At 66.3% G+C, this 24,832-nt stretch carries 26 protein-coding genes; 4 read left to right on the forward strand and 22 right to left on the reverse strand.

Translation table 11 applies throughout. The annotated features are described in order from the left end of the window. Positions 1-110: 110 nt before the first annotated feature. Complete coding sequence (locus ABDW31_RS04285) at positions 111-794, reverse strand: Fe2+-dependent dioxygenase (RefSeq protein ID WP_343698344.1); 684 nt, start codon at positions 792-794, stop codon at positions 111-113. 168 nt (positions 795-962) lie between these two features. Here ABDW31_RS04285 and ABDW31_RS04290 point away from each other — a divergent pair, with 168 nt between their 5' ends. Together ABDW31_RS04290 and ABDW31_RS04295 are read left to right on the forward strand one after the other, a co-directional pair. Further along, positions 963-1,595: a LysE family translocator gene (locus ABDW31_RS04290; protein WP_343698345.1), complete on the forward strand. Its 633-nt coding sequence runs from the start codon at positions 963-965 to the stop codon at positions 1,593-1,595. A gap of 173 nt (positions 1,596-1,768) precedes the next feature. Next, a complete protein-coding gene (locus ABDW31_RS04295; RefSeq protein ID WP_343698346.1) occupies positions 1,769-2,470 on the forward strand; it encodes a ribonuclease T in 702 nt (233 codons plus the stop codon). Positions 2,471-2,482: 12 nt separating this feature from the next. Here the strand turns inward: ABDW31_RS04295 and ABDW31_RS04300 are convergent, their stop codons facing one another. The 3 genes from ABDW31_RS04300 to ABDW31_RS04310 all read right to left on the reverse strand — a co-directional run bounded on the left by ABDW31_RS04300 (position 2,483) and on the right by ABDW31_RS04310 (position 3,995). After that, positions 2,483-3,319 (reverse strand): alpha/beta hydrolase, encoded by an 837-nt coding sequence (locus ABDW31_RS04300; protein ID WP_343698347.1) that lies wholly within the window; start codon positions 3,317-3,319, stop codon positions 2,483-2,485. Positions 3,320-3,444: 125 nt separating this feature from the next. Further along, positions 3,445-3,684 (reverse strand): hypothetical protein, encoded by a 240-nt coding sequence (locus tag ABDW31_RS04305; RefSeq protein WP_343698348.1) that lies wholly within the window; start codon positions 3,682-3,684, stop codon positions 3,445-3,447. Beyond that, a complete protein-coding gene (locus ABDW31_RS04310) occupies positions 3,681-3,995 on the reverse strand; it encodes an autorepressor SdpR family transcription factor (RefSeq protein WP_343698349.1) in 315 nt (104 codons plus the stop codon). The genes ABDW31_RS04305 and ABDW31_RS04310 overlap by 4 nt, the downstream gene beginning before the upstream one ends. A 1,608-nt stretch (positions 3,996-5,603) precedes the next feature. Between ABDW31_RS04310 and ABDW31_RS04315 the strand changes: the two genes are divergently transcribed. Further along, on the forward strand, positions 5,604-6,020 hold the full coding sequence (locus ABDW31_RS04315) for a hypothetical protein (RefSeq protein ID WP_343698350.1): 417 nt from the start codon (positions 5,604-5,606) through the stop codon (positions 6,018-6,020). Positions 6,021-6,096: 76 nt separating this feature from the next. On the opposite strand, the gene pnp is transcribed toward ABDW31_RS04315, so the two are convergent. From pnp to rimP, 12 genes are all read right to left on the reverse strand, one after another. Then, positions 6,097-8,244 carry a polyribonucleotide nucleotidyltransferase gene (gene pnp / locus ABDW31_RS04320; RefSeq protein ID WP_184714861.1) on the reverse strand — a complete coding sequence of 716 codons (2,148 nt, stop codon included), beginning with the start codon at positions 8,242-8,244 and terminating at the stop codon, positions 6,097-6,099. Positions 8,245-8,487: 243 nt separating this feature from the next. Continuing rightward, positions 8,488-8,757 carry a 30S ribosomal protein S15 gene (gene rpsO / locus ABDW31_RS04325; protein WP_172266664.1) on the reverse strand — a complete coding sequence of 90 codons (270 nt, stop codon included), beginning with the start codon at positions 8,755-8,757 and terminating at the stop codon, positions 8,488-8,490. A 14-nt stretch (positions 8,758-8,771) separates the two neighbouring features. Further along, entirely contained in the window at positions 8,772-9,704 is a 933-nt protein-coding gene (gene truB / locus ABDW31_RS04330) for a tRNA pseudouridine(55) synthase TruB (protein WP_343698351.1), read from the reverse strand. A 2-nt stretch (positions 9,705-9,706) separates the two neighbouring features. Next, positions 9,707-10,153, reverse strand: coding sequence for a 30S ribosome-binding factor RbfA (gene rbfA / locus ABDW31_RS04335; protein WP_184714865.1), 447 nt, complete (start codon positions 10,151-10,153; stop codon positions 9,707-9,709). 131 nt (positions 10,154-10,284) lie between these two features. Further along, entirely contained in the window at positions 10,285-10,839 is a 555-nt protein-coding gene (locus ABDW31_RS04340) for a hypothetical protein (protein ID WP_343698352.1), read from the reverse strand. Beyond that, positions 10,836-11,351 carry a DUF2939 domain-containing protein gene (locus ABDW31_RS04345; protein ID WP_343698353.1) on the reverse strand — a complete coding sequence of 172 codons (516 nt, stop codon included), beginning with the start codon at positions 11,349-11,351 and terminating at the stop codon, positions 10,836-10,838. Before ABDW31_RS04345 ends, ABDW31_RS04340 begins: the two co-directional genes overlap by 4 nt. A gap of 43 nt (positions 11,352-11,394) precedes the next feature. Continuing rightward, complete coding sequence (locus ABDW31_RS04350; RefSeq protein ID WP_184714871.1) at positions 11,395-11,808, reverse strand: type II toxin-antitoxin system VapC family toxin; 414 nt, start codon at positions 11,806-11,808, stop codon at positions 11,395-11,397. Then, positions 11,805-12,056 (reverse strand): hypothetical protein, encoded by a 252-nt coding sequence (locus tag ABDW31_RS04355; RefSeq protein WP_184714873.1) that lies wholly within the window; start codon positions 12,054-12,056, stop codon positions 11,805-11,807. The genes ABDW31_RS04350 and ABDW31_RS04355 overlap by 4 nt, the downstream gene beginning before the upstream one ends. 119 nt (positions 12,057-12,175) lie before the next feature. After that, complete coding sequence (gene infB / locus ABDW31_RS04360) at positions 12,176-15,238, reverse strand: translation initiation factor IF-2 (protein ID WP_343698354.1); 3,063 nt, start codon at positions 15,236-15,238, stop codon at positions 12,176-12,178. Between the two features lie 200 nt (positions 15,239-15,438). Further along, positions 15,439-16,089, reverse strand: a complete 651-nt coding sequence (locus ABDW31_RS04365; protein ID WP_343698355.1) for an RNA-binding protein — start codon at positions 16,087-16,089, stop codon at positions 15,439-15,441. Between the two features lie 69 nt (positions 16,090-16,158). Beyond that, positions 16,159-17,817, reverse strand: a complete 1,659-nt coding sequence (gene nusA / locus ABDW31_RS04370; RefSeq protein ID WP_184714879.1) for a transcription termination factor NusA — start codon at positions 17,815-17,817, stop codon at positions 16,159-16,161. Positions 17,818-17,819: 2 nt separating this feature from the next. Beyond that, the gene (rimP, locus tag ABDW31_RS04375; protein WP_184714881.1) at positions 17,820-18,395 is read right to left on the reverse strand and encodes a ribosome maturation factor RimP; all 576 of its coding nucleotides are present in this window, start codon (positions 18,393-18,395) and stop codon (positions 17,820-17,822) included. A gap of 269 nt (positions 18,396-18,664) precedes the next feature. On the opposite strand from rimP, the gene ppa reads away from it, so the two are divergent. Then, the gene (ppa, locus tag ABDW31_RS04380) at positions 18,665-19,198 is read left to right on the forward strand and encodes an inorganic diphosphatase (RefSeq protein WP_184714883.1); all 534 of its coding nucleotides are present in this window, start codon (positions 18,665-18,667) and stop codon (positions 19,196-19,198) included. Between the two features lie 41 nt (positions 19,199-19,239). On the opposite strand, the gene trmB is transcribed toward ppa, so the two are convergent. The 6 genes from trmB to ybeY all read right to left on the reverse strand — a co-directional run bounded on the left by trmB (position 19,240) and on the right by ybeY (position 24,829). Continuing rightward, on the reverse strand, positions 19,240-19,920 hold the full coding sequence (trmB, locus tag ABDW31_RS04385) for a tRNA (guanosine(46)-N7)-methyltransferase TrmB (RefSeq protein ID WP_343698356.1): 681 nt from the start codon (positions 19,918-19,920) through the stop codon (positions 19,240-19,242). Between the two features lie 93 nt (positions 19,921-20,013). Further along, positions 20,014-21,237, reverse strand: a complete 1,224-nt coding sequence (metK, locus tag ABDW31_RS04390; RefSeq protein ID WP_343698357.1) for a methionine adenosyltransferase — start codon at positions 21,235-21,237, stop codon at positions 20,014-20,016. 154 nt (positions 21,238-21,391) lie between these two features. Continuing rightward, positions 21,392-21,823, reverse strand: coding sequence for a helix-turn-helix transcriptional regulator (locus ABDW31_RS04395; RefSeq protein ID WP_343698358.1), 432 nt, complete (start codon positions 21,821-21,823; stop codon positions 21,392-21,394). A 28-nt stretch (positions 21,824-21,851) separates the two neighbouring features. After that, a complete protein-coding gene (gene lnt / locus ABDW31_RS04400; protein WP_343698437.1) occupies positions 21,852-23,444 on the reverse strand; it encodes an apolipoprotein N-acyltransferase in 1,593 nt (530 codons plus the stop codon). Further along, positions 23,444-24,355 (reverse strand): hemolysin family protein, encoded by a 912-nt coding sequence (locus ABDW31_RS04405; protein WP_343698359.1) that lies wholly within the window; start codon positions 24,353-24,355, stop codon positions 23,444-23,446. The genes lnt and ABDW31_RS04405 overlap by 1 nt, the downstream gene beginning before the upstream one ends. A 6-nt stretch (positions 24,356-24,361) precedes the next feature. Beyond that, the gene (gene ybeY / locus ABDW31_RS04410; RefSeq protein WP_343698438.1) at positions 24,362-24,829 is read right to left on the reverse strand and encodes an rRNA maturation RNase YbeY; all 468 of its coding nucleotides are present in this window, start codon (positions 24,827-24,829) and stop codon (positions 24,362-24,364) included. Between the last annotated feature and the right edge of the window lie 3 nt (positions 24,830-24,832).

Genomic DNA, 24,832 nt, shown 5'->3' on the forward strand with positions numbered 1-24,832 from the left:
GCCAAGTTGGACGGATCGTGCAACGCAACCGTAAACTTATGGTTCGCGGACGTATCGTTGTTCTACGAATGGTGGTTCCCGCAACCCGATCTCGGTATTCGGGTCGCGCCCTAGATCTCGGCCCATTGGCGCAGCAGGTTGTGATAGACGGCGGTCAGCGACAGCACGCCCTGCTCGTCGGCCGACAGCTTCTGAGACAGGTGCTGGATGGCCGCGTCCATGTCCAGCAGCAGGGTCCGCTTGGCGTCGTCGCGCACCAGGCTCTGCATCCAGAAGAAGCTGGCGACGCGGGCCCCGCGGGTCACCGGCGTGACGTGGTGCAGGCTGGTGCTGGGATACAGGATCATGTCCCCTGCCCCCAGCTTGACGACGTGCTCGCCATAGAGGTCGTTCACCACCAGCTCGCCGCCGTCATAGTCCTCGGGCTCGGCCAGGAACAAGGTCGCCGACAGGTCGGTGCGCAGGCGGCGGCCGGTGACCGGATCGCGGCGGATGGCGTTGTCGACATGGTCGGCGAAGCCCATGCCCTCGCCATAGCGGTTGAACATCGGCGGCAGGATGACGTGCGGCAGGGCCGCCGACATGAACAGCGGATTGGCTTCCAGCGCCCGCACGATCCGCGCCCCGACCTCGCGCGCTTCGGGGCTCTCCTGCGGCAGCTGCTGGTTCAGCTTGGCCAGCGCCGCCTGCGGACCCGAGGTCAGATTGCCGTCCACCCAGGGACCAGCGTCCAGGATCGCGCGGCACTCGGCCACCTGGGCCTTGGTCAGGACTTGCGGAATCTGCAGCATCATCGGAGCGCTCCTTGGCGAGCCCGGCTTAGGGCGCCCCGCCGAGGGCTTCCTTGATCAAGGTCACGGCAGGCGAGCTGGTCTTAGCTTTCTTGCGATCCAGTCGCAAGAATACCGCACCGGTCGCGCCCCTCCCCATGCTAGAGCTTCTTTCCTCAACGGAGCCCGACCATGCCCGACGCCAAGACCTGGATCGCCTTCGCCCTGGTGTGCCTGGGCATGGCCCTGACGCCGGGGCCGAACATGCTGTATCTGGTCAGCCGCTCGATCTGCCAGGGACGCTGGGCCGGGATCGTGTCGCTGATCGGCACGGCGGCGGGCTTCATCGTCTATCTGTTCTGCGCGGCGCTGGGCATCACCGCCCTCTTGATGGCCGCGCCGATCGCCTATGACGTCCTGCGGTTCGGCGGCGCGCTGTATCTGGCGTGGCTGGCCTGGCAGGCGATCAAGCCGGGCGGCGCCTCGCCCTTCCAGGTCCGCGAACTGCCCAAGGACAGCCCGGCCAAGCTGATCACCATGGGCTTCGTGACCAACATGCTGAACCCCAAGGCGGCGATGCTGTACCTGTCGCTGCTGCCGCAGTTCATCAAGCCCGAGCACGGCGACGTCTTCACCCAGTCGCTGGCCCTGGGCCTGACCCAGATCGTCGTCAGCCTCAGCGTCAACGGCGCCATCTGTCTGGCCGCCGGGACCATCGCCGGCTTCCTGGCGACCCGTCCCAGCTTCGCCCTGATCCAGCGCTGGCTGATGGCCTCGGTGCTGGGCGGCCTGGCCGTGCGCATGGCCACCGAGGCCCGTCGCTAGAGCGTGGCAGCCAAAAGTGTAAGCGGTTTTGGCGTTTGCCACGCTCTAAATGTTTGAATTAGAGCCTGTTCATCCGTTTCTGATGTTTCCATCAGAAACGGACAGGCTCTAGACCTTGCCTTGACGTCGGACGCGGCGCGGGTCCCTATCCGCGCCGTTATCCGGAGCCCGTCATGAAGACCGTTCTCGCCGTCGCCGCCGCCGTCCTGTCCCTGGCGAGCGCCGCCCAGGCGTCCAGCCTGAAGTCCTGCGCGATCCCGCCGAATGTCACGCCGGCCCCGACCGAGATTCCGCCGGCCGACGAGATCCATCCCGACGTGCCGATCGCGGCCTATCTGCTGGCGCTGTACTGGTCGCCCGAGGCCTGCCGGGCCGGCATTCCGGAGTCGGACAAGAAGATCCAGTGCGAGGCCAACCGCTTCGGCTTCACGGTGCACGGCCTGTGGCCCAACGGCCCGGACAAGGTGCATCCGCGCTACTGCCGCTCCAGCCCCCCGATGAGCGTCAAGACGGTCAAGGCCAATCTCTGCATGACGCCCTCGCCGTGGCTGCTGCAGCACGAGTGGCAGGCGCACGGCACCTGCCAGTGGGACACGCCGGAGGCCTATTTCAAGCAGGCCCGGGTCATCCGCGACCGCCTGAACGTGCCGGACCTGAAGCCCGGCGCCGACCAAGCCATGACCGCCGGCCAGATCCGCGAGGCCTTCCTGAAGCGCAATCGCGGCCTCAGCCGTAACGGCCTCAACGTCCGGGTCAAGGACGGCCGGCTGACCGAGGTCTGGGTCTGCATGGACAAGGGCTACAAGTGGGCCGCCTGCCGAGGCGGCAACGGCGCGCCCGACGCGGCGATCGTGAAGGTCACGCCGCGCCGGTAGCCTAAGGGTCGATCAGCCCTCGATGAAGGCCAGCAGGTCGGCGTTGATCGTGTCGGCGTGGGTCGTGGCCATGCCGTGCGGCAGGCCGGGATAGGTCTTCAGCGTCCCGTTCTTGACCAGCTTGATGGCCAGGCGGGCGCTGTCGTCGATCGGCACGATCTGGTCGTCCTCGCCGTGCAGGATCAGCACCGGAACGTCGATGGCCTTCAGGTCCTCGGTGAAGTCGGTTTCCGAGAAGGCGGTGATGCAGTCGTAGTGGGCCTTGGCCCCGCCCATCATACCCTGGCGCCACCAGTTCTCGACCGTGGCCGGCGAGACCTGCGCGCCGTCGCGGTTGAAGCCGTAGAACGGACCGGCCGCCACATCGTGGAAGAACTGGGCGCGGTTGGCCAAGAGGGCCTGGCGGAAACCGTCGAAGACCTCTTTCGGCAGGCCGCCCGGATTGGCGTCGGTCCTCAGCATGATCGGCGGCACCGCGCCGACCAGCACGGCCTTGGACACCCGGCCCGGCTCGGCGCGGGCGACATAGCGGGCGACTTCGCCGCCGCCGGTCGAGTGGCCGATATGGACGGCGTTCTTCAGGTCCAGATGCTTGGCCAGGGCGATGACGTCGGCGGCGTAGGTGTCCATCTCGTTGCCGGTGTCGGTCTGGTCCGAACGGCCATGACCGCGGCGGTCATGGGCGATGACGCGATAGCCCTTGTTCAGGAAGAACATCATCTGGGCGTCCCAGTCGTCCGACGACAGGGGCCAGCCGTGGTGGAAGACGACGGCCTGGGCGTCCTTGGGACCCCAGTCCTTGAAGAAGATGCTGACGCCGTCCGTGGTGGTGAAGAAGCCGCTGCTCATGTCCGTCGTCCTGGTTGGGGAGGCGGCCCGTGGCCGGCCCTCGTGTCTGACAAGGCAAGAATGGACGCGACATCGGGTCGCATAAATGGAAATCATAGAAAGTCATGGTTTCCATTTATGCATGATCAGAATGAAACCGGGACCAGCCCACGACGTGTCCGGCGCTGAACATAGCTCAACGTCAAGACGATCACGAGAACGCTCCCCAGCGCGGCCAGCAGGAACGGTCCGCGCGCCGGCTTGGATCCGGCGAAGATCGCCATGACGTCGCCGGCCTCGCGCCAGCGCCAGCCCAGGGCGCCCAAAGCCAGGGCCAGGGAAACGAGGGTGATCAGCAGCAACAGAAGCTTGGTCGTGCGGTTCACCCCTTTTCCTCCCTGGGTGTGACGGTCGTGGCGGCGGCCGGAGCTCTCCCCGCCCCGATGCCGAAGGTCTCGGCGAAGGCCAGCAGGCCGTCTTCCAGCACCGACAGTTTCAGGCTGTAGGTGATGGTCGTGCCGCGCTTGTCGCTGGCGACCAGGTCGGCCTCGCGCAACACGGCGAAGTGGGCCGACATGGTCGCCTTCGAGAACGGAAACCGCTCGGCCAACTCGCCAGCCGTCATCGGCCGCTCCCGCAACAGCTGCAGCACGCGACGACGGGTCGGGTCGGCCAGGGCCTTGAAGATCTCGCTCATATTTTATATTTAGCTAAATAACGAAATAAGAGTCAAGACGGCGCCCCCGTCGGCCGGACCGGCGGGTTGGAGGGAGGCGGCGGAGCGTCCGGGCGCAGCCCGGAAAACGAGGATGGAGTACCGTTTCGGCCGGGGCCGGAGCGCTCCGCGTGACCGTTATCCGATGAGCCCTCGGCGCGCGGGGTCTTAACCCGCTTCCGAAAGAGGCCCCCGGCGGGCGGAGGGACAAGCGCGCCCTCCGGACCGCGCGGGCGATTTCAGCCCGCGCCTGCCGCGTTGGTCGAACCCTCCACCGCCCGGCTTTCGTCCCGATGTTTCAGGGAGCCCGTCCGGATCCGTCGTGAAGAGGCGTCCTTGTGGGACGCCGACCAGCGCTTCCCGCTCGATCATCCCCGCCGCTCGTTCGGTCGCCAGCTGAACGCCCTCCCCCGCGACGGGGCGAGAAAAAGTATGGATCGGTTTCGAACGCGGATCACACACGCACATCCAGATTTCGTAAGACTTTGATTTCGTACGGCTCCTGATTGGCAACGCCGAGCATTCAGAGCGCTCTATGCCCGTACCGGCGGTCACGCAGACGCCAATCCACCGGACGGCCAGGGCTCATGGCATGTGGCGATTTTTTCCACATTACAATTTCTACGCTAAACTTGCTGATGCCTTGCGTTGGGTATGGTAGCGCTTTCTCAGCCTGAGGTGATCGTATGCGTTACACAGTCCGCAGCGTGTCGGAGGCACCTGAGCTCTCGGGGCGGCGCGCCGTTCTTTGGACACTCGCTGCAGCGCTAACCCCGTTGGCGGGGTGCGGGCTGATCGGGTCACGACACCGTTTCAGGCTGACGGTCGAAGTCGAAGTTGAAGGTCGGCGCTACACGGGCTCCGGCGTTCGGGAGGTCGTTTCGCGTGAAGTCAGCGCGTTCCCTCAAAGCGGAACGAACGTTCTATCGGATGTGCGCGGCGAAGCGTTCTGGATCGATATTCCGGGCAAGCCCACAATATTCGTCACTCTGAAAGAAGTGGAAGGCGGATGGTCTAGGTACTGGATGCCTGGGTCATCAGTAGACGCTCCCGGGGAAGCTGCGTTCAGGCCATCACCGATCCCGCCTAGTCGAGGTCCTGCGCTCGTCTATTTCGAGGACATCAACGATCTATCCTCCATTAGGGCGGTTCGGAGCGAAGTGCTTCCAGACCGATTTGGTCGCGGCGCGAGGGTTGTTGGAATTTCTGTAGCTAAAACCCGAGACCCCTTAAGCATTGGAATACTAGAAAAGCTACCATGGATGGCCCTTGAGCTCTCCGATTACAGGAGACGTCCATCAATATACAGTCATCCATCTAAATACATATTCAGTGTGACCCAGTTTTATCTGAAGTGACAGATTGAGCGACGCTCTTGTGTCGGCCATTTTTGGCCATGGATGCGATACAATCGCGGACCCAATGCGCGCCTGGGAGACGCCGCCGCACTTTCTTTGTTCCTCACCCTTCCGGGAAGTTGGTCGCGTCCGCTTCTGGGCGTCAAGCACCCCTGGCATAGTGGGCGCTGGCCATCCATTGGGTTGGCGCGCTGTACTTGAAGAGCGCCAAGTTTGAAGGAGGAGGGCCTGTATGACGTTCGCGCGTCCAGACCTGTGGGCCATTCTCGGATTGGTGTCCGTCGCGGTGTGGGCGCTGTCGTTGTTCCTGCCGATCGGCGGCGGCTACACGGGCATGGATGTCCTGACGATCGGCTGGCTGGGCGTGATCATCGGCAAGTACGGCTATCTGGCCAACCTGACCGTCTTTCTCGGGCCGCCGTTGTTGATCCTGCGCCAGACGCCCCAGCCGTGGTCGTCGCTGGTGCTGGCGGTCTTCACCGCCTTCACCGGCTATTTCGCCGTGGTCTGGGACGGCATCCTGCTCGGCGACCACATGGAGCTGGTGCGCCTGCGGCCGTTCGGCCCGACCTATTATCTATGGTTGCTGGCGGTGCTCGTCGCGGGCTTCGCGCCGCTCGCGCGCGAGATGACGCGGCGCAAGCCATAGGCCTCAACGCAAAGCGGGCGGCCCCTTTCGGAACCGCCCGCTCGCTTATTCAGTCACTTCGAAAGAAGCGCGGCGCTTATTCCGCGGCGCCTTCCGGGGCCTCTTCGGCCTTCTTCGACAGGTCTTCGCCGGTCTCTTGATCGACGACCTTCATCGACAGCTTGGTCTTGCCGCGGTCGTCGAAGCCCAGGAGCTTCACCTTGACCATCTGGCCTTCCTTCAGCACGTCCGACGGCTTGGCGACGCGTTCGTTGCTGATCTGGCTGACGTGGACGAGGCCGTCCTTGGCGCCGAAGAAGTTCACGAAGGCGCCGAAGTCGACGACCTTCACGACCTTGCCGTCGTAGATCTTGCCCACTTCAGCTTCGTCGGTGATCGACTTGATCCAGTCGATCGCGGCCTTGATCTTGGCGCCGTCCGAGGCCGAGACCTTGACCGTGCCTTCGTCGTTGATGTCGACCTTGGCGCCGGTGGTGGCGACGATCTCGCGGATCACCTTGCCGCCCGAACCGATCACTTCACGGATCTTGTCGGTCGGGATGGTGATGGTCTCGATCTTCGGGGCGAAGTCGCCGACCTCTTCACGCGGGGCGTCCATGGCCTTGTTCATTTCGCCGAGGATGTGAGCGCGGCCTTCCTTGGCCTGGGCCAGGGCCTGCTCCATGATCGCGGGCGTGATGCCGGCGATCTTGATGTCCATCTGCAGCGAGGTCAGGCCTTCGCTGGTGCCGGCGACCTTGAAGTCCATGTCGCCCAGGTGATCTTCGTCACCCAGGATGTCCGACAGAACCGCGAAGCCGTCCTTTTCCAGGATCAGGCCCATGGCGATGCCCGAGACCGGACGGACCAGCGGCACGCCGGCGTCCATCATGGCCAGCGACGAACCGCAGACCGTGGCCATCGACGACGAACCGTTCGACTCGGTGATCTCCGAGACCAGGCGGATCGTGTAGGGGAAGTCTTCCTTGGCCGGCAGCATCGGGCGCAGGGCGCGCCAGGCCAGCTTGCCGTGGCCGATTTCGCGGCGGCCCGGCGAACCCATGCGGCCCGTCTCACCGACCGAGTAGGGCGGGAAGTTGTAGTGCAGCAGGAAGGATTCCTTGTAGGTGCCTTCCAGGGCGTCGATGAACTGCTCGTCGTCGCCGGTGCCCAGGGTGGCGACCACGATCGCCTGGGTTTCGCCGCGGGTGAACAGGGCCGAACCGTGGGTGCGCGGCAGGATGCCGACTTCGCCCAGGATCGGACGCACGGTGCGGACGTCACGGCCGTCGATGCGCAGGCCGGTGTCCAGGATGCCGCGACGCACGACGTCGGCTTCCAGTTCCTTGAAGATCGCGCCCAGCTTCAGCGGGTCGTAGCCGGCCGGGTTGGTGTCCGACAGGCCGAGGGCCGCGACGGCCTTCTTCTTGGCGGCGCCGACGGCTTCGTAGCGGTCCTGCTTCTTCTGGATCTTGTAGGCGGCGGCGATGTCGGCGCCCACGAGGCCCTTCATCTCGGCCTTCACCGCGTCGGTGTCTTCCGGCTCGAACGCGAAGGGTTCCTTGGCGGCGTGCTCGGCCAGCTCGATGATCGCTTCGATCACCGTCTGCATTTCCTTGTGGGCGAAGTTGACGCCGCCCAGAACGATCTCTTCCGAGAGCTCCTGGATTTCCGACTCGACCATCATGACGGCGTCGGTGGTGCCGGCGACGACCAGGTCCATCTTGCTGTCCTTCTGCTCGTCGAGCGTCGGGTTCAGCACGTAGGCGTCATTGATCCAGCCGACGCGAGCGGCGCCGATGGGGCCCATGAACGGGGCGCCCGACAGGCACAGGGCGGCCGAGGCGGCGACCATGGCCAGGATGTCGGGATCATTCTCGAGGTCGTGCTGCAGCACGGTGGTGACGACCTGGACTTCGTTCTTGAAGCCCTTGACGAACAGCGGACGGATCGGACGGTCGATCAGGCGGGAGACCAGGGTCTCCTTTTCCGACGGACGGCCTTCACGCTTGAAGAAACCGCCGGGGATCTTGCCGGCCGCGAAGGTCTTTTCCTGATAGTTGACCGTCAGCGGGAAGAAGTCTTGGCCCGGCTTCTGGGTCTTGGCGAACACGGCGGTGGCCAGGACGACAGTTTCGCCCATGGTGGCCAGAACGGCGCCGTCGGCTTGACGGGCGATGCGACCGGTTTCGAGGACCAGCGTCTTGCCGCCCCACTCGATCGTCTTGCGCTTGATATCGAACATTTTTGCTTCTTTCGGTTCCGAAGGACCCATTTCCTTCAGGACGGACAGGGGCGGGCGGCCGAAGGGCGGTCCCGAGATTTCCTCATCCAGTTCGACAGGCGTCCGAAGATCGTGATCTCCGGCTACGTGTTCGGATCATGCCTACAGCGGATCCGCGACAACCTTTCGTTTCGGCCTGTCTCGAAACGGAAGGTTGGAAAAACGTTCGGCCGCCCTACCGGAGCAGGGCGGCCGAATTGTGCCTTAGCGACGCAGGCCCAGCTTTTCGATCAGGGACTGGTAACGGGCGACGTCGGACTTCTTCAGGTGGTCGAGGAGACGGCGACGCTGGGAAACCAGCTTCAGCAGGCCACGACGGCTGTGGTTGTCCTTCTTGTGCGTCTTGAAGTGCTCGGTCAGGTTCGAGATGCGTTCCGAGAGGATCGCGACCTGGACTTCAGCGCTGCCGGTGTCGCCTTGCGTGCGGGCGTGTTCGGCGATGAGAGCGCTCTTGCGCTCGAGAGTGATCGACATCGGATTGTCTCCGCTCAGGTGAGTTGGAAGACCCGCACCGGATTGAGCTTCCCGGCGCGCATCTCGCACAGGGCCACCAACCTGTCGCCAGACATGGCGGAAACGGTGCGATCGCCGGGCGGAAGCTCGGCTTTCAGCGTTTCAACCTGCCTAGGAAGCAGGACGATGGCGCGTCCCTGTGCAAGCCGGAAGGCGTCTTCATCGGTCACGGCCAACGCCGGGATGTCGTCCAGCGCGGTCTCGACCGGAAGCAATGCCTCCGACAGCCGGGCCTCATAGCTCAAATTCTCGAGGGTTTCCAGCGATATCGAGCCGCTCTCGGTAAACCCGCCCACCCGCGTTCGGCGAAGCTCGGCGACATGTCCACAGGTTCCCAGCGCCTTGGCGAGATCCCGGACCACGGCGCGGACATAGGTGCCCTTGCCGCATTCCATCTCCAGGGTGACGTGGTCGGCGTCGGCGGCGCCGGCGACCTTCAGGTCGAAGATCCTGACCTTGCGGGTGGCCAGCTCGAACTCGACCCCATCGCGGGCCAGGTCGTAGGCGCGCTCGCCATCGACCTTGATGGCCGAAAAGTTCGGCGGGATCTGATCGACCTCGCCGATGAAGGCGGGGAGAGCGGCCTCCACCTGCTCGACCGTCGGGCGCACGTCCGAGGTCCCGGTGGTCTCGCCCTCGCGGTCCAGGGTCGTGGTGTCGCGCCCCCAGGCGATGGTGAAGCGGTAGGCCTTGTCGGCGTCCATCAGGAACGGGACCGTCTTGGTCGCCTCGCCCAGGGCGATGGGCAGGATGCCGGTGGCCAGCGGGTCCAGCGTACCGGCGTGGCCGCCCTTCTGGGCGTTGAACGCGCGGCGCACGCGGCTGACGGCCGTGGTCGAGGTCAGGTCGTAGGGCTTGTCCAGGCACAGCCAGCCCGAGATGGCGTCACCCTTCTTGCGGCGGGCCATCCCTAGTCCTCGTCGTCTTCGACGATGTCCGAGAGGCGGCGGGTGTCCTGCTGGACCCGCGGGTCCAGGAACAGGTTGTCCATATAGGCCGCCGCGCCGAAGCTCTCATCGTGGATGAACTTCAGGTCCGGCGTGAACTTCATGTCGATCGAGCGGCCCAGCCGCCCGCGCAGGAACTTCGACACCCGGTTCAGGCCCTTGATCACCTCGGTGGTGTCCTCGCCCGTCAGGCCCGCGCCCAGCGGTTCGACGAAGCAGACCGCGTGCTTGAGATCGGGGCTCATCCGCACTTCGGAGACGGTGACCGAGACGCCGGTCAGGGCCTCGTCGGCCAGCTCCTCCTCGCGGAGGATCTCGACCAGGGCGTGGCGGATCAGTTCGCCGGCGCGGAGCTGGCGTTGCGAAGGACCCGTCAGGGCGCCCTTCTTATTGTCGGCATGGCGCTTCATGGCGCGAAATCCTTGCGGCCCGGCCGGCGGATCGAACGCCGGTGCGCGGGGAAAATCGGAAGGCGGGGTGTCTAGGCGCGTAACGCCCGAAAGTCCAGCCTGGACCCCTTCCGCGCGGCTCGCAGCCAAAATCAGCCGGGCTGGTTCATGTTGTCGGTCCAGTCCTCCATCGGATCGGGCCGGCGGTTGTCGGGCAGGCGCCACTCACCGCGATAGGTGAAGTCCAGGGTGCCGCAAAGACGCGCCGCACCCGCCTTCTTGGGGTCGTCGCCGAACGCCTGGATGCGCAGGTCGCGGCGGATGGCGATGGTGCTGAACGACAGCCACAGCCGCGTCGAACCCGGGCAGAAGGCCCGGACATAGACCTTGCCCTGGGCGGCCTTGGCGTCGACTTCGAACAGCGCGACCTTGTCGTCGACGCCGTCCATGGCCGCCAGGCCGCCGGGACCCAGGTCCTTCTGGCGACCGCTGGTGAGGCGGGCCTCGGCCGGCACGCCGGTGGCCAGCACCTTGAGCGGGCGGCCGGTCCCCATCAGGCCCTTGTTGAACAGGATGGTGACCCCGGCCCCGGTCAGCCGCTTGGCGTCCGGCGAGATCGGGTCGTACGAGAACATCCGCAGCTCGGCCCGCGCCGCGCCGGCGGCCAGCAAGGCCAGGGCGACGCCCCCCCAGGTCGCGCGGCTCATCGCTTCAGGTAGAGATTGGCCGCCTGCGCATCGAAGCTGGACAGGCGCCAGCGATCGCCCTCGCGGGTGAAGGTCAGCATGCAGGGGCCGTCCTTCTTGGCCGCGCAGACCCGGCCGTCGCCGGTGGGCCGCAGGGTGCTGGCGATCGCCACCCGGCCCGGGATCGGCCGGTCTGGGGTGTAGCCGTAATAGTTGGCGGCGGCATGGAAGGTCTCGGGCCGGATCAGCGCCTCGCCGGCGACGTCGGCCAGCGGCCCCGCGGCCAGGGCGGCGAGCGCCATCACGCTATTGCTCTGCCCACCGCGCTGGCGGGCCTCGTCCATCAATCGGGACTCGATCTGGTACTTCAGCGCCCGACGGTCGACATGGGCGTCGAACGTCGCCCGATCGTTGTCGCGGATCGCCACCAGCAGGTCATGGACATCGCCCGCCGCGTCGAGACGGGTAGTGGTCGCGCAGGCGCCCAGGGCGCCGGCGACGAGGGTCAGGGCAAGGAGAGCTTTGAAGCGCATGGGAAAATCCCTAGCCCGCGATTGGGGCGATTTCCAGTCTGGGTTAGCGCGGCCAGACTTCCACGCCTCTACCTCGCGCCGCGGCGGTCAGTTGGGTGTCCAGCGTCAATAAGGTCGCGTCCAGGCGCAATGCCAGTTCCAGATAGGCCGCGTCATAGATGGTGAGCTCTTCCTCACGCGAAAGCGCCAAGGTCTCGGTCCACGCGCGGGCGTCGGTATGTGGGTCGAGCATGATCGACATCCGCGACAAGTCAGCCAAGCACTCGTCTACGAGACGCGGGGCCACGACACCTTTGCGCACAAGGGTTCTGAAGACGTTGGCGACTTCGAGCCGCCAAAGCGACGGAACCCAGATTGGCCGCCCGCCCGCTTCGATCATAGCGGCCTGCGCGTCGGCGGTCCTGTGCTCCACGACCATCGTGGCCACTGTCAATGAAGCATCAAGGACGATGGTCAACGACGGCCTTCGTCGATGAGCTCACGGATTGAAAGGCCGTGCAGCGGGATCTTTCTGGAACGCTCGAATATCCGTTCCAAAGCCTCGGCGCGAACCTTCGCCTCGTCGATCGACGTGGAGCGATGCAGAAATATGCCCCCGTCCTTGATCGCGATCTCAACGGGCTCGCCTGTAAGTCCCGCAGCCTGGACGATCTCCTCCGGTACAGTCAGGCCCTGCCCCGGGGTATTGACTATGATGCGGCTCATGGCGGTCTCCTGCGAGACGATCATGCCACAGCGACCTGCCGGAGTCGAAAACGCTCAAAGACAAAGGGCGCGGACCTTGCGATCCGCGCCCTCTAACTTCTCGATCTGGCGACCGGCTCCTAGTCGAGCTGGCGCTTGATCTCCTCGACGGTGAAGCACTCGATCGTGTCGCCGACTTTGATGTCCTGGAAGCCCTGGAACATCATGCCGCACTCCTGACCGACGGGGACTTCGTTGACCTCGTCCTTGAAGCGCTTGAGCGTCTGCAGGGTGCCCAGTTCCAGAACGACGATGTCGTTGCGGATGATCCGGACCTTGGCGCCCTTGCGGACCACGCCTTCGGTGACCTTACAGCCGGCGACCTTGCCGATCTTGGAGATGTCGAAGGCTTGCAGGACCTCGGCGTTACCCAGGAAGGTTTCGCGCTGGATCGGGGCCAGCATGCCCGAGAGCACGCCTTTGATGTCGTCCAGCAGGTCGTAGATGATCGCGTAGTAGCGGATCTCGACCCCTTCGCGTTCGGCCAGGGCCCGCGCCTGCGCCGAGGCGCGGACGTTGAAGCCGATGACCGGCGCGCCGGCGCCCTTGGCCAGCATGACGTCGCTTTCGCTGATCGCGCCGGCGCCCGACAGGATGATCCGCGCGCGGACCTCGTCGGTGGCCATCTTGTCCAGCGAACCGATGATCGCCTCGGCCGAACCTTGAACGTCGGCCTTGATGATCAGCGGAAGCTCTTTCAGCTTCTTGTCCTGCAGCTTGGCCATCATGTCGGCCATCGAAGCGCCGGCGCCCACCGGGGCCAGCGACTTCTCGCGCTTCAGGCGGATACGGTACTCGGTCAGCTCGCGAGCGCGGGCTTCGTTCTCCACGACGGCGAACGCGTCGCCGGGCGAAGGAACGCCGTCCAGGCCGAGGATCTCGACCGGGGTGGCCGGACCGGCTTCGGTCAGCTGCTCGTTGCGCTCGTTCAGCAGGGCGCGAACCCGGCCGAACTGGCTGCCGGCGACGACGATGTCGCCGCGCTTCAGCGTGCCGCGGTTGACCAGGACGGTCGAGACGGCGCCGCGACCCTTGTCCAGCTTGGCCTCGATCACAACACCATCGGCGGTGCGGTCGGGGTTGGCCTTCAGGTCCAGCACTTCAGCCTGCAGCAGGATGGCGTCCAGCAGGTCGTCGAGACCCGTGCGCGCCTTGGCCGAGACCTCGATGATCTGGGTGTCACCACCCAGGCTTTCGACGACGATCTCGTGCTGCAGCAGCTCGTTGACCACGCGGGTGGCGTCCGAGCCCGGCTTGTCCATCTTGTTGACGGCGACGATGATCGGCACTTCGGCGGCCTTGGCGTGTTTGATCGCCTCGACCGTCTGGGGCATGACGCCGTCGTCACCAGCCACCACCAGCACCACGATGTCCGTGATGTTGGCGCCGCGGGCGCGCATCGACGAGAACGCGGCGTGGCCGGGCGTGTCGAGGAACGTCACGCGCTGGCCATCCTTCAGGCGAACCTGATAGGCGCCGATGTGCTGGGTGATGCCGCCGTGCTCGCCGGCCGCCACGTCCGTCGAACGCAGGGCGTCCAGCAGGCTGGTCTTGCCGTGGTCGACGTGACCCATGATCGTCACGACCGGAGGACGCGCCTCCAGGTGATCGTCGATGTCCTCGGCGCCGATGAAGCCTTCTTCGACGTCGGCTTCCGACACGCGCTTGACGGTGTGACCGAACTCGGTCGCCACCAGTTCGGCGGTGTCGTTGTCGATGACGTCGTTGATCTTCAGCATCACGCCCTGACGCATCAGGAACTTGATGATGTCGACGCCGCGCACGGCCATCCGGTTGGACAGTTCCTGCACGGTGATGACGTCGGGAATGACGACTTCACGCGCGACACGAGCCTGTTCGGCCACGCCGCCACGGCGCTTTTCCTTCTCGCGTTCGCGGGCCCGGCGAACCGAGGCCAGCGAGCGCATGCGATCGGCGGAATCCCCGTCGCCGCCCACGGCCTGGATGGTCAGGCGGCCTTCGCGGCGCTGAGGGGCGCCCTTGACGCGCGAGACGGCCTTGTTCGGCGCGTTCGCGGTCTTGCGACGATCGTCGTCCTCGTCGGGACGACGGCCGACTTCGCCACCGGGACGCGGGGCCGAGCGCATGGCGCGCTGGATTTCCGGCGTGGCCGGAGCCGAGGGCGCGACACCGGGACGCGGGCCACGCGGCGGACCGCCGGGACCACGGGCGCCCGGCGCGGGACGCGGCGCGAGGGCCGAGTAGCGCACGGTCTGCTGCGGACGATCGCCCTGCGGACGATCACCCTGCGGGCGATCGCCGCGGTAGCCGCCGCCACCGCCGGGACCGCGATCGCCTTGCGGACGATCACCGTCGGGACGCGGACCGCGCGGACGGTCGCCTTCGGGACGGGGAGCCCGTTGACCGAAGTTGGCGCCGGCGTCGGGACGGGGCGCGCGTTGATTGAACGGACGGTCACCCTGCGGAGCCGGACGATAGGTCGTCGTGCTGGAGCGGTCGTCGCGACGGTCGCGGCTGGGCTCGTAGGTGCGGGTCTGGCCGGGGGCCGACGGACGCGGAGCCTCGTTGCGCGGCGCGTCCTGGCGCGGAGCCTCTGCGCGCGGAGCGGCCGGGGCTTGAGCCTGGGTCACGGGACGCGGAGCCGGGGCGGCCGGAGCCGGCGCGGCGGGCGCTGCCGGAGCAGCGGCCTGCACGGGCGGAGGCGGCGGCGGCGGCGCAGCGGCCGCGCGCTCGGCTGCGGCCTTGGCCGCGGCTTCACGCTGGGCGGCCTCGGCGGCGGCGCGGGCGCGAGCCTCGGCGGCGGCCTGATCAGCAGCCTGACGGGCTTGGTTCTCGCGAGCAGCGTCGACGACGCGCTGACGGGCGCGCAGTTCTTCCTGCGAGAGACCGCCGGCCGAACCGCCACCTGCCGGGGCGCCACCTTGCGGCTGCGACGAACGCGGCGGCGGGGCGTCGTGACGACGCTCGGCCGAAGACGGCGCGGCCAGGTTGCCGCTCGCTGGCGCATGCGGACGCGTGCGCTTGGTTTCCACCACCACCGTCTTGGTCCGGCCGTGGCTGAAGCTTTGCTTCACGACCCCGGCGCTCACCGAGCCCTGGCGGGGCTTCAGCGTCATCGGGGGTCGATTGCCGTTACGGCCGTTTTCGTTCTCGTCGCTCATGCGCTCGCTTGTACTTCCGCCGGGCGGTACCCGGCTAAAAAAACCGTTCTTTCCATGTGAGAAAGGGGCCTGGACGTACCTGCCGAAGCAAGCGCGTTTCCCGACCCTTCACTCACGGACGCAGCCCGGATGACTACGCCCCACGTCAAAGATTCTAGAGTTTTTCGATCGCATCGATCGCGCGGTGCGATCGAAAAACTCTAGCTTTCCTCTCGTCCGTTCGCCGACCATTCGGGCGGCAGAAGCGGGCGGAAGCCTGATAAACGCTCGACGTCCAAAGTCCAACGTTCGACGCCAGGCCCGGCGAGGAGCGCCGTGTGTATCACATTCTCCCCACCCAAGGCCAAACCCAATTCGTCCGAAGTGAACGCGCCCAGTAAACGGGGCGGTTTGGGAGCCTTTCGCGCGGCGGAAAGGATCTTGCGGCGACCGTCTTCGGCGCTGTCGGACGCCTCGATCAGCCAGGCGACCTTGCCGGTCGCCACGGCGGCGACCACCTTTTCGAAGCCTGAGATAATGGTCCCGGCCTTGCGCGCAAGACCCAGGCTGTCCAGCACACGCCGGGCCAGCAGCGCCTCAACCTGGTCGGCCAGGTCGGCCGGCGCGGTCAGCTTGGTCTTGGCCGAGCGCGAGAAGAGACCCTTCTTGGCCGCCATCGTCACGGACTCCCGGTCCGCGCCGACCCAGATCCCCCGGCCAGGCAGCTTACGCGCCACGTCCGGCACGACCACACCGTCAGGGCCCGCCACGAAGCGGACCAGACGCGCCTCGTCGGTCGCCTCGCCCAGGACGATGTCCTTGCGCTGACGATTGGCTTCGGCGTGGGTCTTGGGAGAGGCGGTCTCGGTCATGATCTTTCTGGAAGAGCGAACGGCCCCGCGGATCGCTCCGCGAGGCCGTCAATTCACGCTCCGAAGGGCTTAGGCCTCTTCTTCGGGGGCGGCGGCGGAGGCGTCTTCCGAGGCGGGCTCCTCGGCCTCGCCTTCAGCCTCGACCTCTTCGTATTCCGGCTCCGGCGGGGCTTCGACCCAGCCCATGATGATGCGGGCGCGCATGATCAGGGCCTCGGCGTCTTCCGGCGACAGGTTGAAGCTTTCCAGGATGCCCGGCTCGCGCACGCGCTCGCCGCCCTTGTTCTCGAACCAGCCACGCATGTCGTCGGGCACCAGGCCGGCGAAGTCCTCGACGGTCTTCACGTCGCCTTCGCCCAGGGCCACGGCCATGGCCAGGGTCACGCCCTCGATGGCCAGAACCTCGTCCTGCACGCCCAGTTCGACGCGCTTGGCGTCCAGGGCGGCGGCTTCCTTTTCCAGGAATTCGCGGGCGCGGGCCTGCAGTTCCTCGGCGGTCTCGTCGTCGAAGCCTTCGATCGAACCGATCTCGTGCGGCTCGACATAGGCGACGTCTTCCACCGCGGCGAAGCCTTCGGTGACCAGCAGCTGGGCGATGACCTCGTCGACGTCCAGGGCTTCCTGGAACAGGCTGGTGCGCTCGGCGAACTCGCGCTGACGGCGCTCGCTCTCCTGGCTTTCGGTCATGATGTCGATCTGCCAGCCGGTCAGCTGCGAGGCCAGGCGGACGTTCTGACCGCGACGGCCGATGGCCAGCGAAAGCTGCTCGTCCGGCACCACGACTTCGACGCGCTCGTCTTCCTCGTCCATGACGACCTTGGAGACTTCCGCAGGCGCCAGGCCGTTGACGATGAAGGTGGCTTCATCTTCCGACCACTGGATGATGTCGATCTTCTCGCCCTGCAGCTCGGCCACGACCGCCTGCACGCGCGAACCACGCATACCGACGCAGGCGCCGACGGGGTCGATCGAGCCGTCGTTCGAGATGACGGCCATCTTGGCGCGCGAACCCGGGTCGCGGGCCACGGCGCGGATCTCGATGACGCCGTCGTAGACTTCCGGCACTTCCTGGGCGAACAGCTTGGCCATGAAGCCGCCGTGCGCGCGGCTCAGCATGATCTGCGGGCCCTTGGTCTCGCGACGGACGTCGTAGATGTAGGCGCGGATGCGGTCGCCGACGTTGAAGTTCTCGCGCGGGATCGACTGGTCGCGGCGCATGATGCCTTCGCCACGGCCCAGGTCGACGATGACGTTGCCGTACTCGACGCGCTTGACGCTGCCGTTGACGATCTCGCCGACGCGATCCTTGTACTCGTCGAACTGACGCTCGCGCTCGGCTTCGCGGACCTTATGCATGACGACCTGGCGGGCCATCTGGGTCTGGACGCGGCCGATCTCGAACGGCGGCAGGGCTTCTTCGTAGACCTTGCCGATCTCGGCGTCGCGCCAGGTGCGCTTGGCGATCGACAGCTGGACCTTGCCGATCTCGCCTTCCAGCTCGGCGTCGTCCGAGACGACCTCGATCACGCGCTTCTGCGTCGTTTCGCCCGTACGCGGGTCGATCTTGACGCGGATGTCGTGCTCGGCGCCGTAGCGAGCGCGGGCAGCCTTCTGCAGGGCGTCCTCGATGGCCTCGATGACGACTTCCTTCTCAATGCCCTTTTCGCGCGCGACGGCGTCGGCGATCTGCAGCAGTTCAAGCCGGTTGGCGGCGATGCCGATGGCCATGGTCAGTCCTCTTCGCTTTCGGACAGGTCTTCGTTGTCGGATTGAAGACGGGCGGCGCGCTGCTTGGCGCCCCGCTCCATCAAGGTGTCGGTCATGACGAGCTTGGCGTCGATGATCCACTCGAACGGGAAGTAGACGGTAACGTCGTCCTCGCCCTCGATGTTCATGCCCACCTGGTCGTCCTCGACGCCGGCCAGCTCGCCCTTGAAGCGCTTGCGGCCCTCGGCCACGCGGTCGAGTTCGATGCGGGCCTCCAGGCCGGCATAGTCGTCGAAATCCTTCAGGCGGGTCAGCGGACGGTCGATGCCGGGGCTGGAGACTTCCAGCGTATATTCGCCGGCGATCGGGTCGGCGGGGTCGAGAATTTCCGAGAAGCCACGCGACAGGCGGGCGCAGTCCTCGACGTTCATGTCGCCGCCGCTGCCGTCTTCCTGCAGCGGATGCTCGGCCATGATCTGCAGGCGGCGCTGCTCGGTCCCGCCCATCAGACGCAGGCGGACGATCTCATAGCCGAGGCTCTCGGCGATGGGATCGAGCATCTCGATCAGGTCACGATCTTCCTGCGTCTTGCCGCGCACGTTCTCTCAACTCACTCGGGGCTGTCGGTTCGCGCTCATCTGAGCAGACCAACGGCCAAACAAAAAGCGGCAGCCTTTCGGGCCGCCGCTCGAAAGCGCCATCTAGCGCTGACGGACGATGTAGGACGGTTTATAGGCGACCGAACCCGCCTTGTCGACTCTCCGGGGTGAAATCTCCGACACCGGCTTCCGCGCCGCAGCAATTCTGGCCTATAGAAGCCCCGCGCAGGCCGCCTCCCCGCGGTCCTCAAAGATCAAAAAGAGTCAAAATGGACCTTTCCAAGATTCCGACCGGCGAGAACCCGCCTTACGATCTCAACGCCATCATCGAAATCCCGCAGGGCGGCGAGCCGGTGAAGTACGAGATCGACAAGGCCAGCGGCGCCCTGATGGTCGACCGCTTCCTGCACACGGCGATGTTCTATCCGGCCAACTACGGCTTCATCCCGCACACCCTGGCCGACGACGGCGACCCGGCCGACATCATGGTTGTGGGCCCGACCCCGGTGGTGCCCGGCGCGATCATCCGCTGCCGCCCGATCGGCACCCTGATGATGGTCGACGAGGCCGGTTCGGACGAGAAGATCCTGGCCGTGCCGGTCGACAAGCTGCACCCGTTCTACACGGGCGTGACCAGCTGGCGCGACCTGCCGACCATCCTGACCGAGCAGATCGCCCACTTCTTCCAGCACTACAAGGACCTGGAAAAGGGCAAGTCGACCAAGATCAGCGGCTGGGCCGACATCGACGAGACCGCCGAGATCATCCGTACGGCGATCAAGCGCTACAACGAGACGTACTGAGTTCTTAAAGGGTCGGCGGAAACGCCGGCCCTTTTTCCGTTTCAGGCCCGGATGAAGTCCAGGAACACCGGGGCGCAGTCGCCCAGCTTCTTTTCCTCGTAGCGCGTCGTGACGTGGTCCGCCGGGATCGCGTTGCGATCGGCGCTGTCGTCTTCGAAGCGGAAGTTCGGATCGGCCAGCACCCGCTCGGTCGTCCACTCGCCGTAGTCGGCCCAGTCAGTGGCGAAGCGCAGACGCCCCCCCGACTTCAGCACCCGCGCCAGCCTGGCGACGAACTCCGGCTGGATCAGGCGGCGCTTGTTGTGGCGCGCCTTGTGCCAGGGGTCGGGGAACATGATGAAGACCCGGTCCAGGCAGGCGTCGGGCAGCCAGTCCACCACGTCGCGGGCGTCGCCTTCGTGGATGCGAACGTTCTTCAGAGCCTGCTCCTCGACGTGACGCACGGCGCTGGCCACGCCGTTCACGAAGGGCTCGGCGCCGATGATCAGGGTCTCAGGGCTGCGACCGGCCTGCTGCGCCATATGCTCGCCGCCGCCGAAGCCGATCTCCAGCCACACGGCCTTGGCCTCGGGCATCAGGTCCAGGGGCTGGAACGGCCCCTGCGGCACGGCGATCTCGGGCAGCAGGGTGTCGAGCAGGGCCTGCTGGCGCGGCTTCACCGGGCGCGACTTCAGACGGCCGAACGAGCGCAGCGGGCCATGGGGTTGAGTGGGATTGGTCATGGGGCGGCGTCTTAGAGCGTTGAGCGTGAAATGAAAACGGGCTCCGACCCGTGAGGATCGGAGCCCGCTTCGAAGTTCAGGAGGTCGTGGCTTTTACGCCAGGCCCTTCAGGTCGCCCACGAGATCGGTCTTCTCCCACGAGAAGCCGCCTTCGTTGTCCGGCGTGCGGCCGAAGTGGCCGTATGCGGCGGTGCGGGCGTAGATCGGACGGTTCAGCTGCAGGTGCTCGCGGATGGCGCGCGGGGTGGCGCCGCCGATCAGCTGCGGCAGGGTCTTTTCCAGCACCGCCGGATCCACCTTGCCGGTGCCGTGCAGGTCGACGTGGAACGAGACCGGCTGGGCCACGCCGATCGCATAGGCGATCTGGATGGTGCAGCGGTCGGCCAGGCCGGCGGCCACGACGTTCTTGGCCAGGTAGCGGCAGGCATAGGCGGCCGAGCGGTCCACCTTGGTCGGATCCTTGCCCGAGAACGCGCCGCCGCCGTGCGGGGCCGCGCCGCCATAGGTGTCGACGATGATCTTGCGGCCGGTGACGCCGGCGTCGCCGTCCGGGCCACCGATCTCGAAGCGGCCGGTCGGGTTGACCAGCCACTGGGTCTTCTTGGTGATCAGGCCGTCCGGGAAGATCGGCAGGATGTGCGGCTTGATCAGGTCCAGCACGCGCTTGGAGGTCGCGGCCTTGCCGTCGATCTTCTTCTTGTGCTGGTGGCTGACCACGATCGAGACGACGCGGACCGGGCGGCCGTTGCCGTCATATTCCAGCGTCACCTGGCTCTTGGCGTCGGGCTCCAGCTCCGACAGCTCGCCGCTGTGGCGCAGTTCGGCCAGGCGCTTGAGGACGTTGTGGCTGTACTGCAGCGTGGCCGGCATCAGCTCCGGGGTCTCGGTGCTGGCGTAGCCGAACATGATGCCCTGGTCGCCGGCGCCTTCGTCCTTCTTGTCGGTGGCGTCCACGCCCTGGGCGATGTGCGCCGACTGGCCGTGCAGGAAGTTCGAGTACTTGGCCTTCTCCCAGTGGAAGCCCTTTTGCTCGTAGCCGATGTCCTTGATGGCGGCGCGAACCTTGGGCTCCAGGGACTTCAGGATGTCCTTGGTCAGCTCCTTGTTGGCCTTCTTGTCGCCGTCCGGCTTGCCGGCGCGGACTTCACCGGCCAGCACGATGCGGTTGGTGGTGACCAGGGTCTCGCAGGCGACGCGCGCCTCGGGGTCGGCGGTCAGGAAGGCGTCGACGACGGTGTCGCTGATACGGTCGGCGACCTTGTCGGGGTGGCCTTCGGAAACGCTCTCGCTGGTGAAGATGTAGGACGAACGGCTCAAGAGACAGCTCCGATCATGACACGCGCGGACGGATTCACCGTCCCATTCGGCGTCCAGTTAGACCGAAACCATATAAAGATATGTTTATGCCAGCAAGTCAGAGAACCTGCAGGCGCCCTCAGAATCCGCGAAAATCGCGCGAAACCCGCCTTTTTTAGTCGTTTAGCCCGCCCTGGGCTTCTTCCTCGGCCATCGAACGCACCAGGTCCAGGATCTTCCGCCGCACCTTGGCGCGGCTGATGCGCGGGAACACGGTGGCCAGTTCCAGCCCCTCGTCGGTCATCAGGAAGTCGTGGACGAAGGCTTCGCCCGTCTCCGACATGCCGGTATTGGCGTCGACCAGGCCCTCGAAGAAATAGCCGACCGGCGACTGCAGGCTCTTGGCGATTTCGTACAGCTTGCTGGCGCTGACCCGGTTGGCCCCGCGCTCATATTTCTGGATCTGCTGGAAGGTCAGGCCCAGATCGTCGGCCAGACGCTCCTGGCTGACGCCCAGGATCTTGCGGCGCATGCGGATGCGCGCCCCGACGTGAAGATCGACGGGGTTGGGGTGACGCTCGGTATCCGCAGACTCGCTCATACGCACGCTTAATCGCTGAAATTGCGATTTTAATTCAGCTCAAGTCGCCCGTGCGCGCAATAGAGAATGAGTTTTTACCTGCCCTCAGGCGAACTGACGCAACCGCAGATATCAGTAGAAGCGCCCAGAACGGCCAATCCCCCAAGTTATCGAAGGGTGTAGACTCACCCTTCCCCGGTATAAGCGAATCGATCACTCCGCTTTTGCCTAGATCCAGGCGGGTTCCGGGGATGATTCGACCACGCGCGTCGATCACGGCGCTGACCCCGGTGGGGGTGGCGCGCAGGATTGGGCGCGCGCTTTCGATGCCGCGATAGCTGGCCAAGTTCAGATGCTGCAAGGGCCCGGACGTCACGCCGAACCAGGCGTCGTTCGAAACATTGATCAGCACCCGGACGTCTGGATCCTTGCGGGCCAGGCCGGGGAACAGGCTCTCGTAGCAAATCAGCGGCTGGACCAGCAGGTCGGGCAGCACCCGCAGCGGCGCGGGCCGCGGGCCCGTCTCGAAGCCGTCGCCCAGGTGAGCCATGCTCTTGAAGCCGATCGCGGTCAGGAAGGCGTCGGCCGGCAGGTACTCGCCGAACGGCACCAGCCGGTGCTTGTCGTAGATCCCTACCACCTCGACGTCGTCGGCCGTGCGGCGCAGCGCGGCCAGACTGTTGTAATAGATCGGCTTGTCGATCGGGCCGTCCTGGCGATAGCCGCCGATCAGCAGGGTCTGACCGGGCTGCAAGGCGTCGGCGATGGCCTTGCGCGTCCAGATCCCGGGGGCCAGGACCTCGTTCAGCGAGGCCGGCAGGGCGCCCTCAGGCCAGATGACGATGTCGGCGGGCTTGCCGGCATAGGGCTTGGCGGTCAGCGAGACATAGGCCTGGACGATCTGGGCGAAGCGGACCGGGTCCCATTTCAGGTCCTGCTTGATGTCGGCCTGGACGATCCGCACCGTGACCGGCGCGCCCTGTACTGTCGGGCGAGCAATGGCGATCGCGCCGTAGCCGTAGAGGGCGACCAGGCCCGCGGCGGCGGCGCCCAGGGCGACCTTGCCCGCCCTACCCTGCCGCCAGACAGCGGGGGCGGCGGCGATGGCCAGGGTGATCCAGGTCAGGCCATAGGCGCCGACCAGGGCGGCGGTCTGCGACGGCAGGCTGCCCGCCTTCCAGGTCTCGCCCGGCAGATTCCAGGGAAAGCCGGTCAGCACGTGGCCCCGCGCCCATTCCAGGGCCGCGAACACGCCGGCGAAGGTCAGGACCCGCCAGGCGCTCTGCGGGCTGACAAGACGATAGAGCAGACCGGCCAGGCCCCAGAACAGCGCCAGGCCGCCGGCCATGGCCCCGATCGCGAACGGCGCCATCCAACCCTGGTTGGCGGCGTCGACCATGAAGGCTTCGCCCAGCCACCAGGTGCTTAAGCCGAAATAGCCCACGCCCGCCAACCAGCCCCGCCAGAAGGCCGAGCGCAAAGGCTTGTCAGGGCTGGCGTCGTCCAGCAGATGCAGCAGCAGGGCATAGCCCAGCAGGCCCGGCAGCACCCCGAACGGCGGATGGGCCAGGGCGGCGGCGAGACCCGACAACAGGGCCAGCAGCGGCCCGCTCCAGGGCCGCGTCCGGAAGCGGGTCCAGGCTGCGATCACGAGGTGGCGGCGCCCACGACAGCGGGCTCGGCCAGGGCCACCGGCGCCGGGCGCACCCGCACACGGCGGATGCGGCGCTGGTCGACCTCGAGCACCTCGAACAGATAGCCGTCCGGATGGGCCACGACCTCGCCACGATGCGGCACCTGGCCGGCCAAGGCGACGACGAGGCCGGCGACCGTGTCGATCTCTTCTTCCAGGTCGGCCAGGGCCAGTTCGCGGCCCAGGGCGGCTTCCAGCTCTTCCAGCGGCGCGCGGGCGTCGGCGTCAAACACGCCATTGGGACGGGCGATGACACTGGCCACAGCGACGGCGTCGTGCTCGTCGTCGATCTCGCCGACCACCGCCTCGATCAGATCTTCCATCGAGACCAGGCCGTCGGTGCCGCCGAATTCGTCGATGACCAGGGCCATGTGGATGCGCTTGGTGCGCATGCGCAGCAGCAGGTCGGCGGCCTTCATCGAGGCCGGCACATAGAGGGCGTCGCGACGGAGGGTGTTCAGCACCTGGTCGCCGGGCGCGGGGATCTGCTCGTCATCGGCCAGCAGCCGGAAGACGTCCTTGATGTGGACCACCCCGACGGGCGCATCCAGGTTCTCGTCGTAGATCGGCATGCGGGTGTGCTCGGTCTCGACAAACCGGGCGACCACCGCCTCGAACGGCGTGGTCAGCTCGACCGCCACGATGTCGGGACGCGGGGTCATCAGATCTGCGACCCGCAGCGTCTTGAACGCCTCGGCCTGGTCAACCATGTCCACCGCGCCGGGCTGGACCGGCGGCTCGAGCGCGCGCGGCGAGGCGCCGCCCACGGCGATCAGCTGCTTTCGCATGCGTCGGAAAAACGCCCGCACGCCCCGGCTGCGTCGAACCGGTTCGGCGGGCTGTTGACTAGGCTCGTCGCTGGGCATGGCCCGTTAGCGTTCCTCTTCATCCCCGGCATACGGATCTGGAACGTCCAGGCCCGCCAGGATCTCACGTTCGAACGACTCCATCGCCTCGGCGTCAGCGTCGTCCTCGTGATCGTATCCTAGGAGATGTAGCACGCCATGCGCCACCAGATGTTGCAGGTGGTGCGCCAGCGTCTTGTTCTGCTCGGCCGCTTCGCGCGCGCAGACGCCATAGGCCAGGGCGATGTCGCCGATCTGGCCTTCCGGATTGGCCTCCGGTCCCTTCGGCGAGGGGAAGGACAGGACGTTGGTCGCGTAGTCCTTCTGACGGAAGTCGCGGTTCAGGGCCTGGACGCTGTCGTCGTCGGTCAGCAGGATCACGATCCCCTGGCCTTCGATGTCCTCATGGGCGTCCAGCACGGCCTGGGCCGCGCGCCAGACCAGGGCCTCGGCCTCCGGCGCGGCGGCCGTCCAGGCTTCGTCCTCGATCTCGATGTC

The organism is Caulobacter sp. (genome assembly GCF_039596335.1).
Classification (GTDB): Bacteria; Pseudomonadota; Alphaproteobacteria; order Caulobacterales; family Caulobacteraceae; genus Caulobacter.

Bases quoted from the DNA above. Each gene is read 5' to 3' on its own strand.
- ABDW31_RS04365 (WP_343698355.1), bottom strand. From the start codon at position 16,089: ATGACCGAGACCGCCTCTCCCAAGACCCACGCCGAAGCCAATCGTCAG.
- nusA (WP_184714879.1), bottom strand. From the start codon at position 17,817: ATGGCCATCGGCATCGCCGCCAACCGGCTTGAACTGCTGCAGATCGCC.
- ABDW31_RS04300 (WP_343698347.1), bottom strand. From the start codon at position 3,319: ATGAGCAGCGGCTTCTTCACCACCACGGACGGCGTCAGCATCTTCTTC.
- ABDW31_RS04285 (WP_343698344.1), bottom strand. From the start codon at position 794: ATGATGCTGCAGATTCCGCAAGTCCTGACCAAGGCCCAGGTGGCCGAG.
- rbfA (WP_184714865.1), bottom strand. From the start codon at position 10,153: ATGAAGCGCCATGCCGACAATAAGAAGGGCGCCCTGACGGGTCCTTCG.
- rpsO (WP_172266664.1), bottom strand. From the start codon at position 8,757: ATGTCGATCACTCTCGAGCGCAAGAGCGCTCTCATCGCCGAACACGCC.
- ABDW31_RS04340 (WP_343698352.1), bottom strand. From the start codon at position 10,839: ATGAGCCGCGCGACCTGGGGGGGCGTCGCCCTGGCCTTGCTGGCCGCC.
- pnp (WP_184714861.1), bottom strand. From the start codon at position 8,244: ATGTTCGATATCAAGCGCAAGACGATCGAGTGGGGCGGCAAGACGCTG.
- ABDW31_RS04290 (WP_343698345.1), top strand. From the start codon at position 963: ATGCCCGACGCCAAGACCTGGATCGCCTTCGCCCTGGTGTGCCTGGGC.
- ppa (WP_184714883.1), top strand. From the start codon at position 18,665: ATGGACCTTTCCAAGATTCCGACCGGCGAGAACCCGCCTTACGATCTC.
- trmB (WP_343698356.1), bottom strand. From the start codon at position 19,920: ATGACCAATCCCACTCAACCCCATGGCCCGCTGCGCTCGTTCGGCCGT.
- ABDW31_RS04345 (WP_343698353.1), bottom strand. From the start codon at position 11,351: ATGCGCTTCAAAGCTCTCCTTGCCCTGACCCTCGTCGCCGGCGCCCTG.
- ABDW31_RS04310 (WP_343698349.1), bottom strand. From the start codon at position 3,995: ATGAGCGAGATCTTCAAGGCCCTGGCCGACCCGACCCGTCGTCGCGTG.
- truB (WP_343698351.1), bottom strand. From the start codon at position 9,704: ATGGCCCGCCGCAAGAAGGGTGACGCCATCTCGGGCTGGCTGTGCCTG.
- ABDW31_RS04355 (WP_184714873.1), bottom strand. From the start codon at position 12,056: ATGAGCCGCATCATAGTCAATACCCCGGGGCAGGGCCTGACTGTACCG.
- ABDW31_RS04405 (WP_343698359.1), bottom strand. From the start codon at position 24,355: ATGCCCAGCGACGAGCCTAGTCAACAGCCCGCCGAACCGGTTCGACGC.
- infB (WP_343698354.1), bottom strand. From the start codon at position 15,238: ATGAGCGACGAGAACGAAAACGGCCGTAACGGCAATCGACCCCCGATG.
- ABDW31_RS04315 (WP_343698350.1), top strand. From the start codon at position 5,604: ATGACGTTCGCGCGTCCAGACCTGTGGGCCATTCTCGGATTGGTGTCC.
- ABDW31_RS04295 (WP_343698346.1), top strand. From the start codon at position 1,769: ATGAAGACCGTTCTCGCCGTCGCCGCCGCCGTCCTGTCCCTGGCGAGC.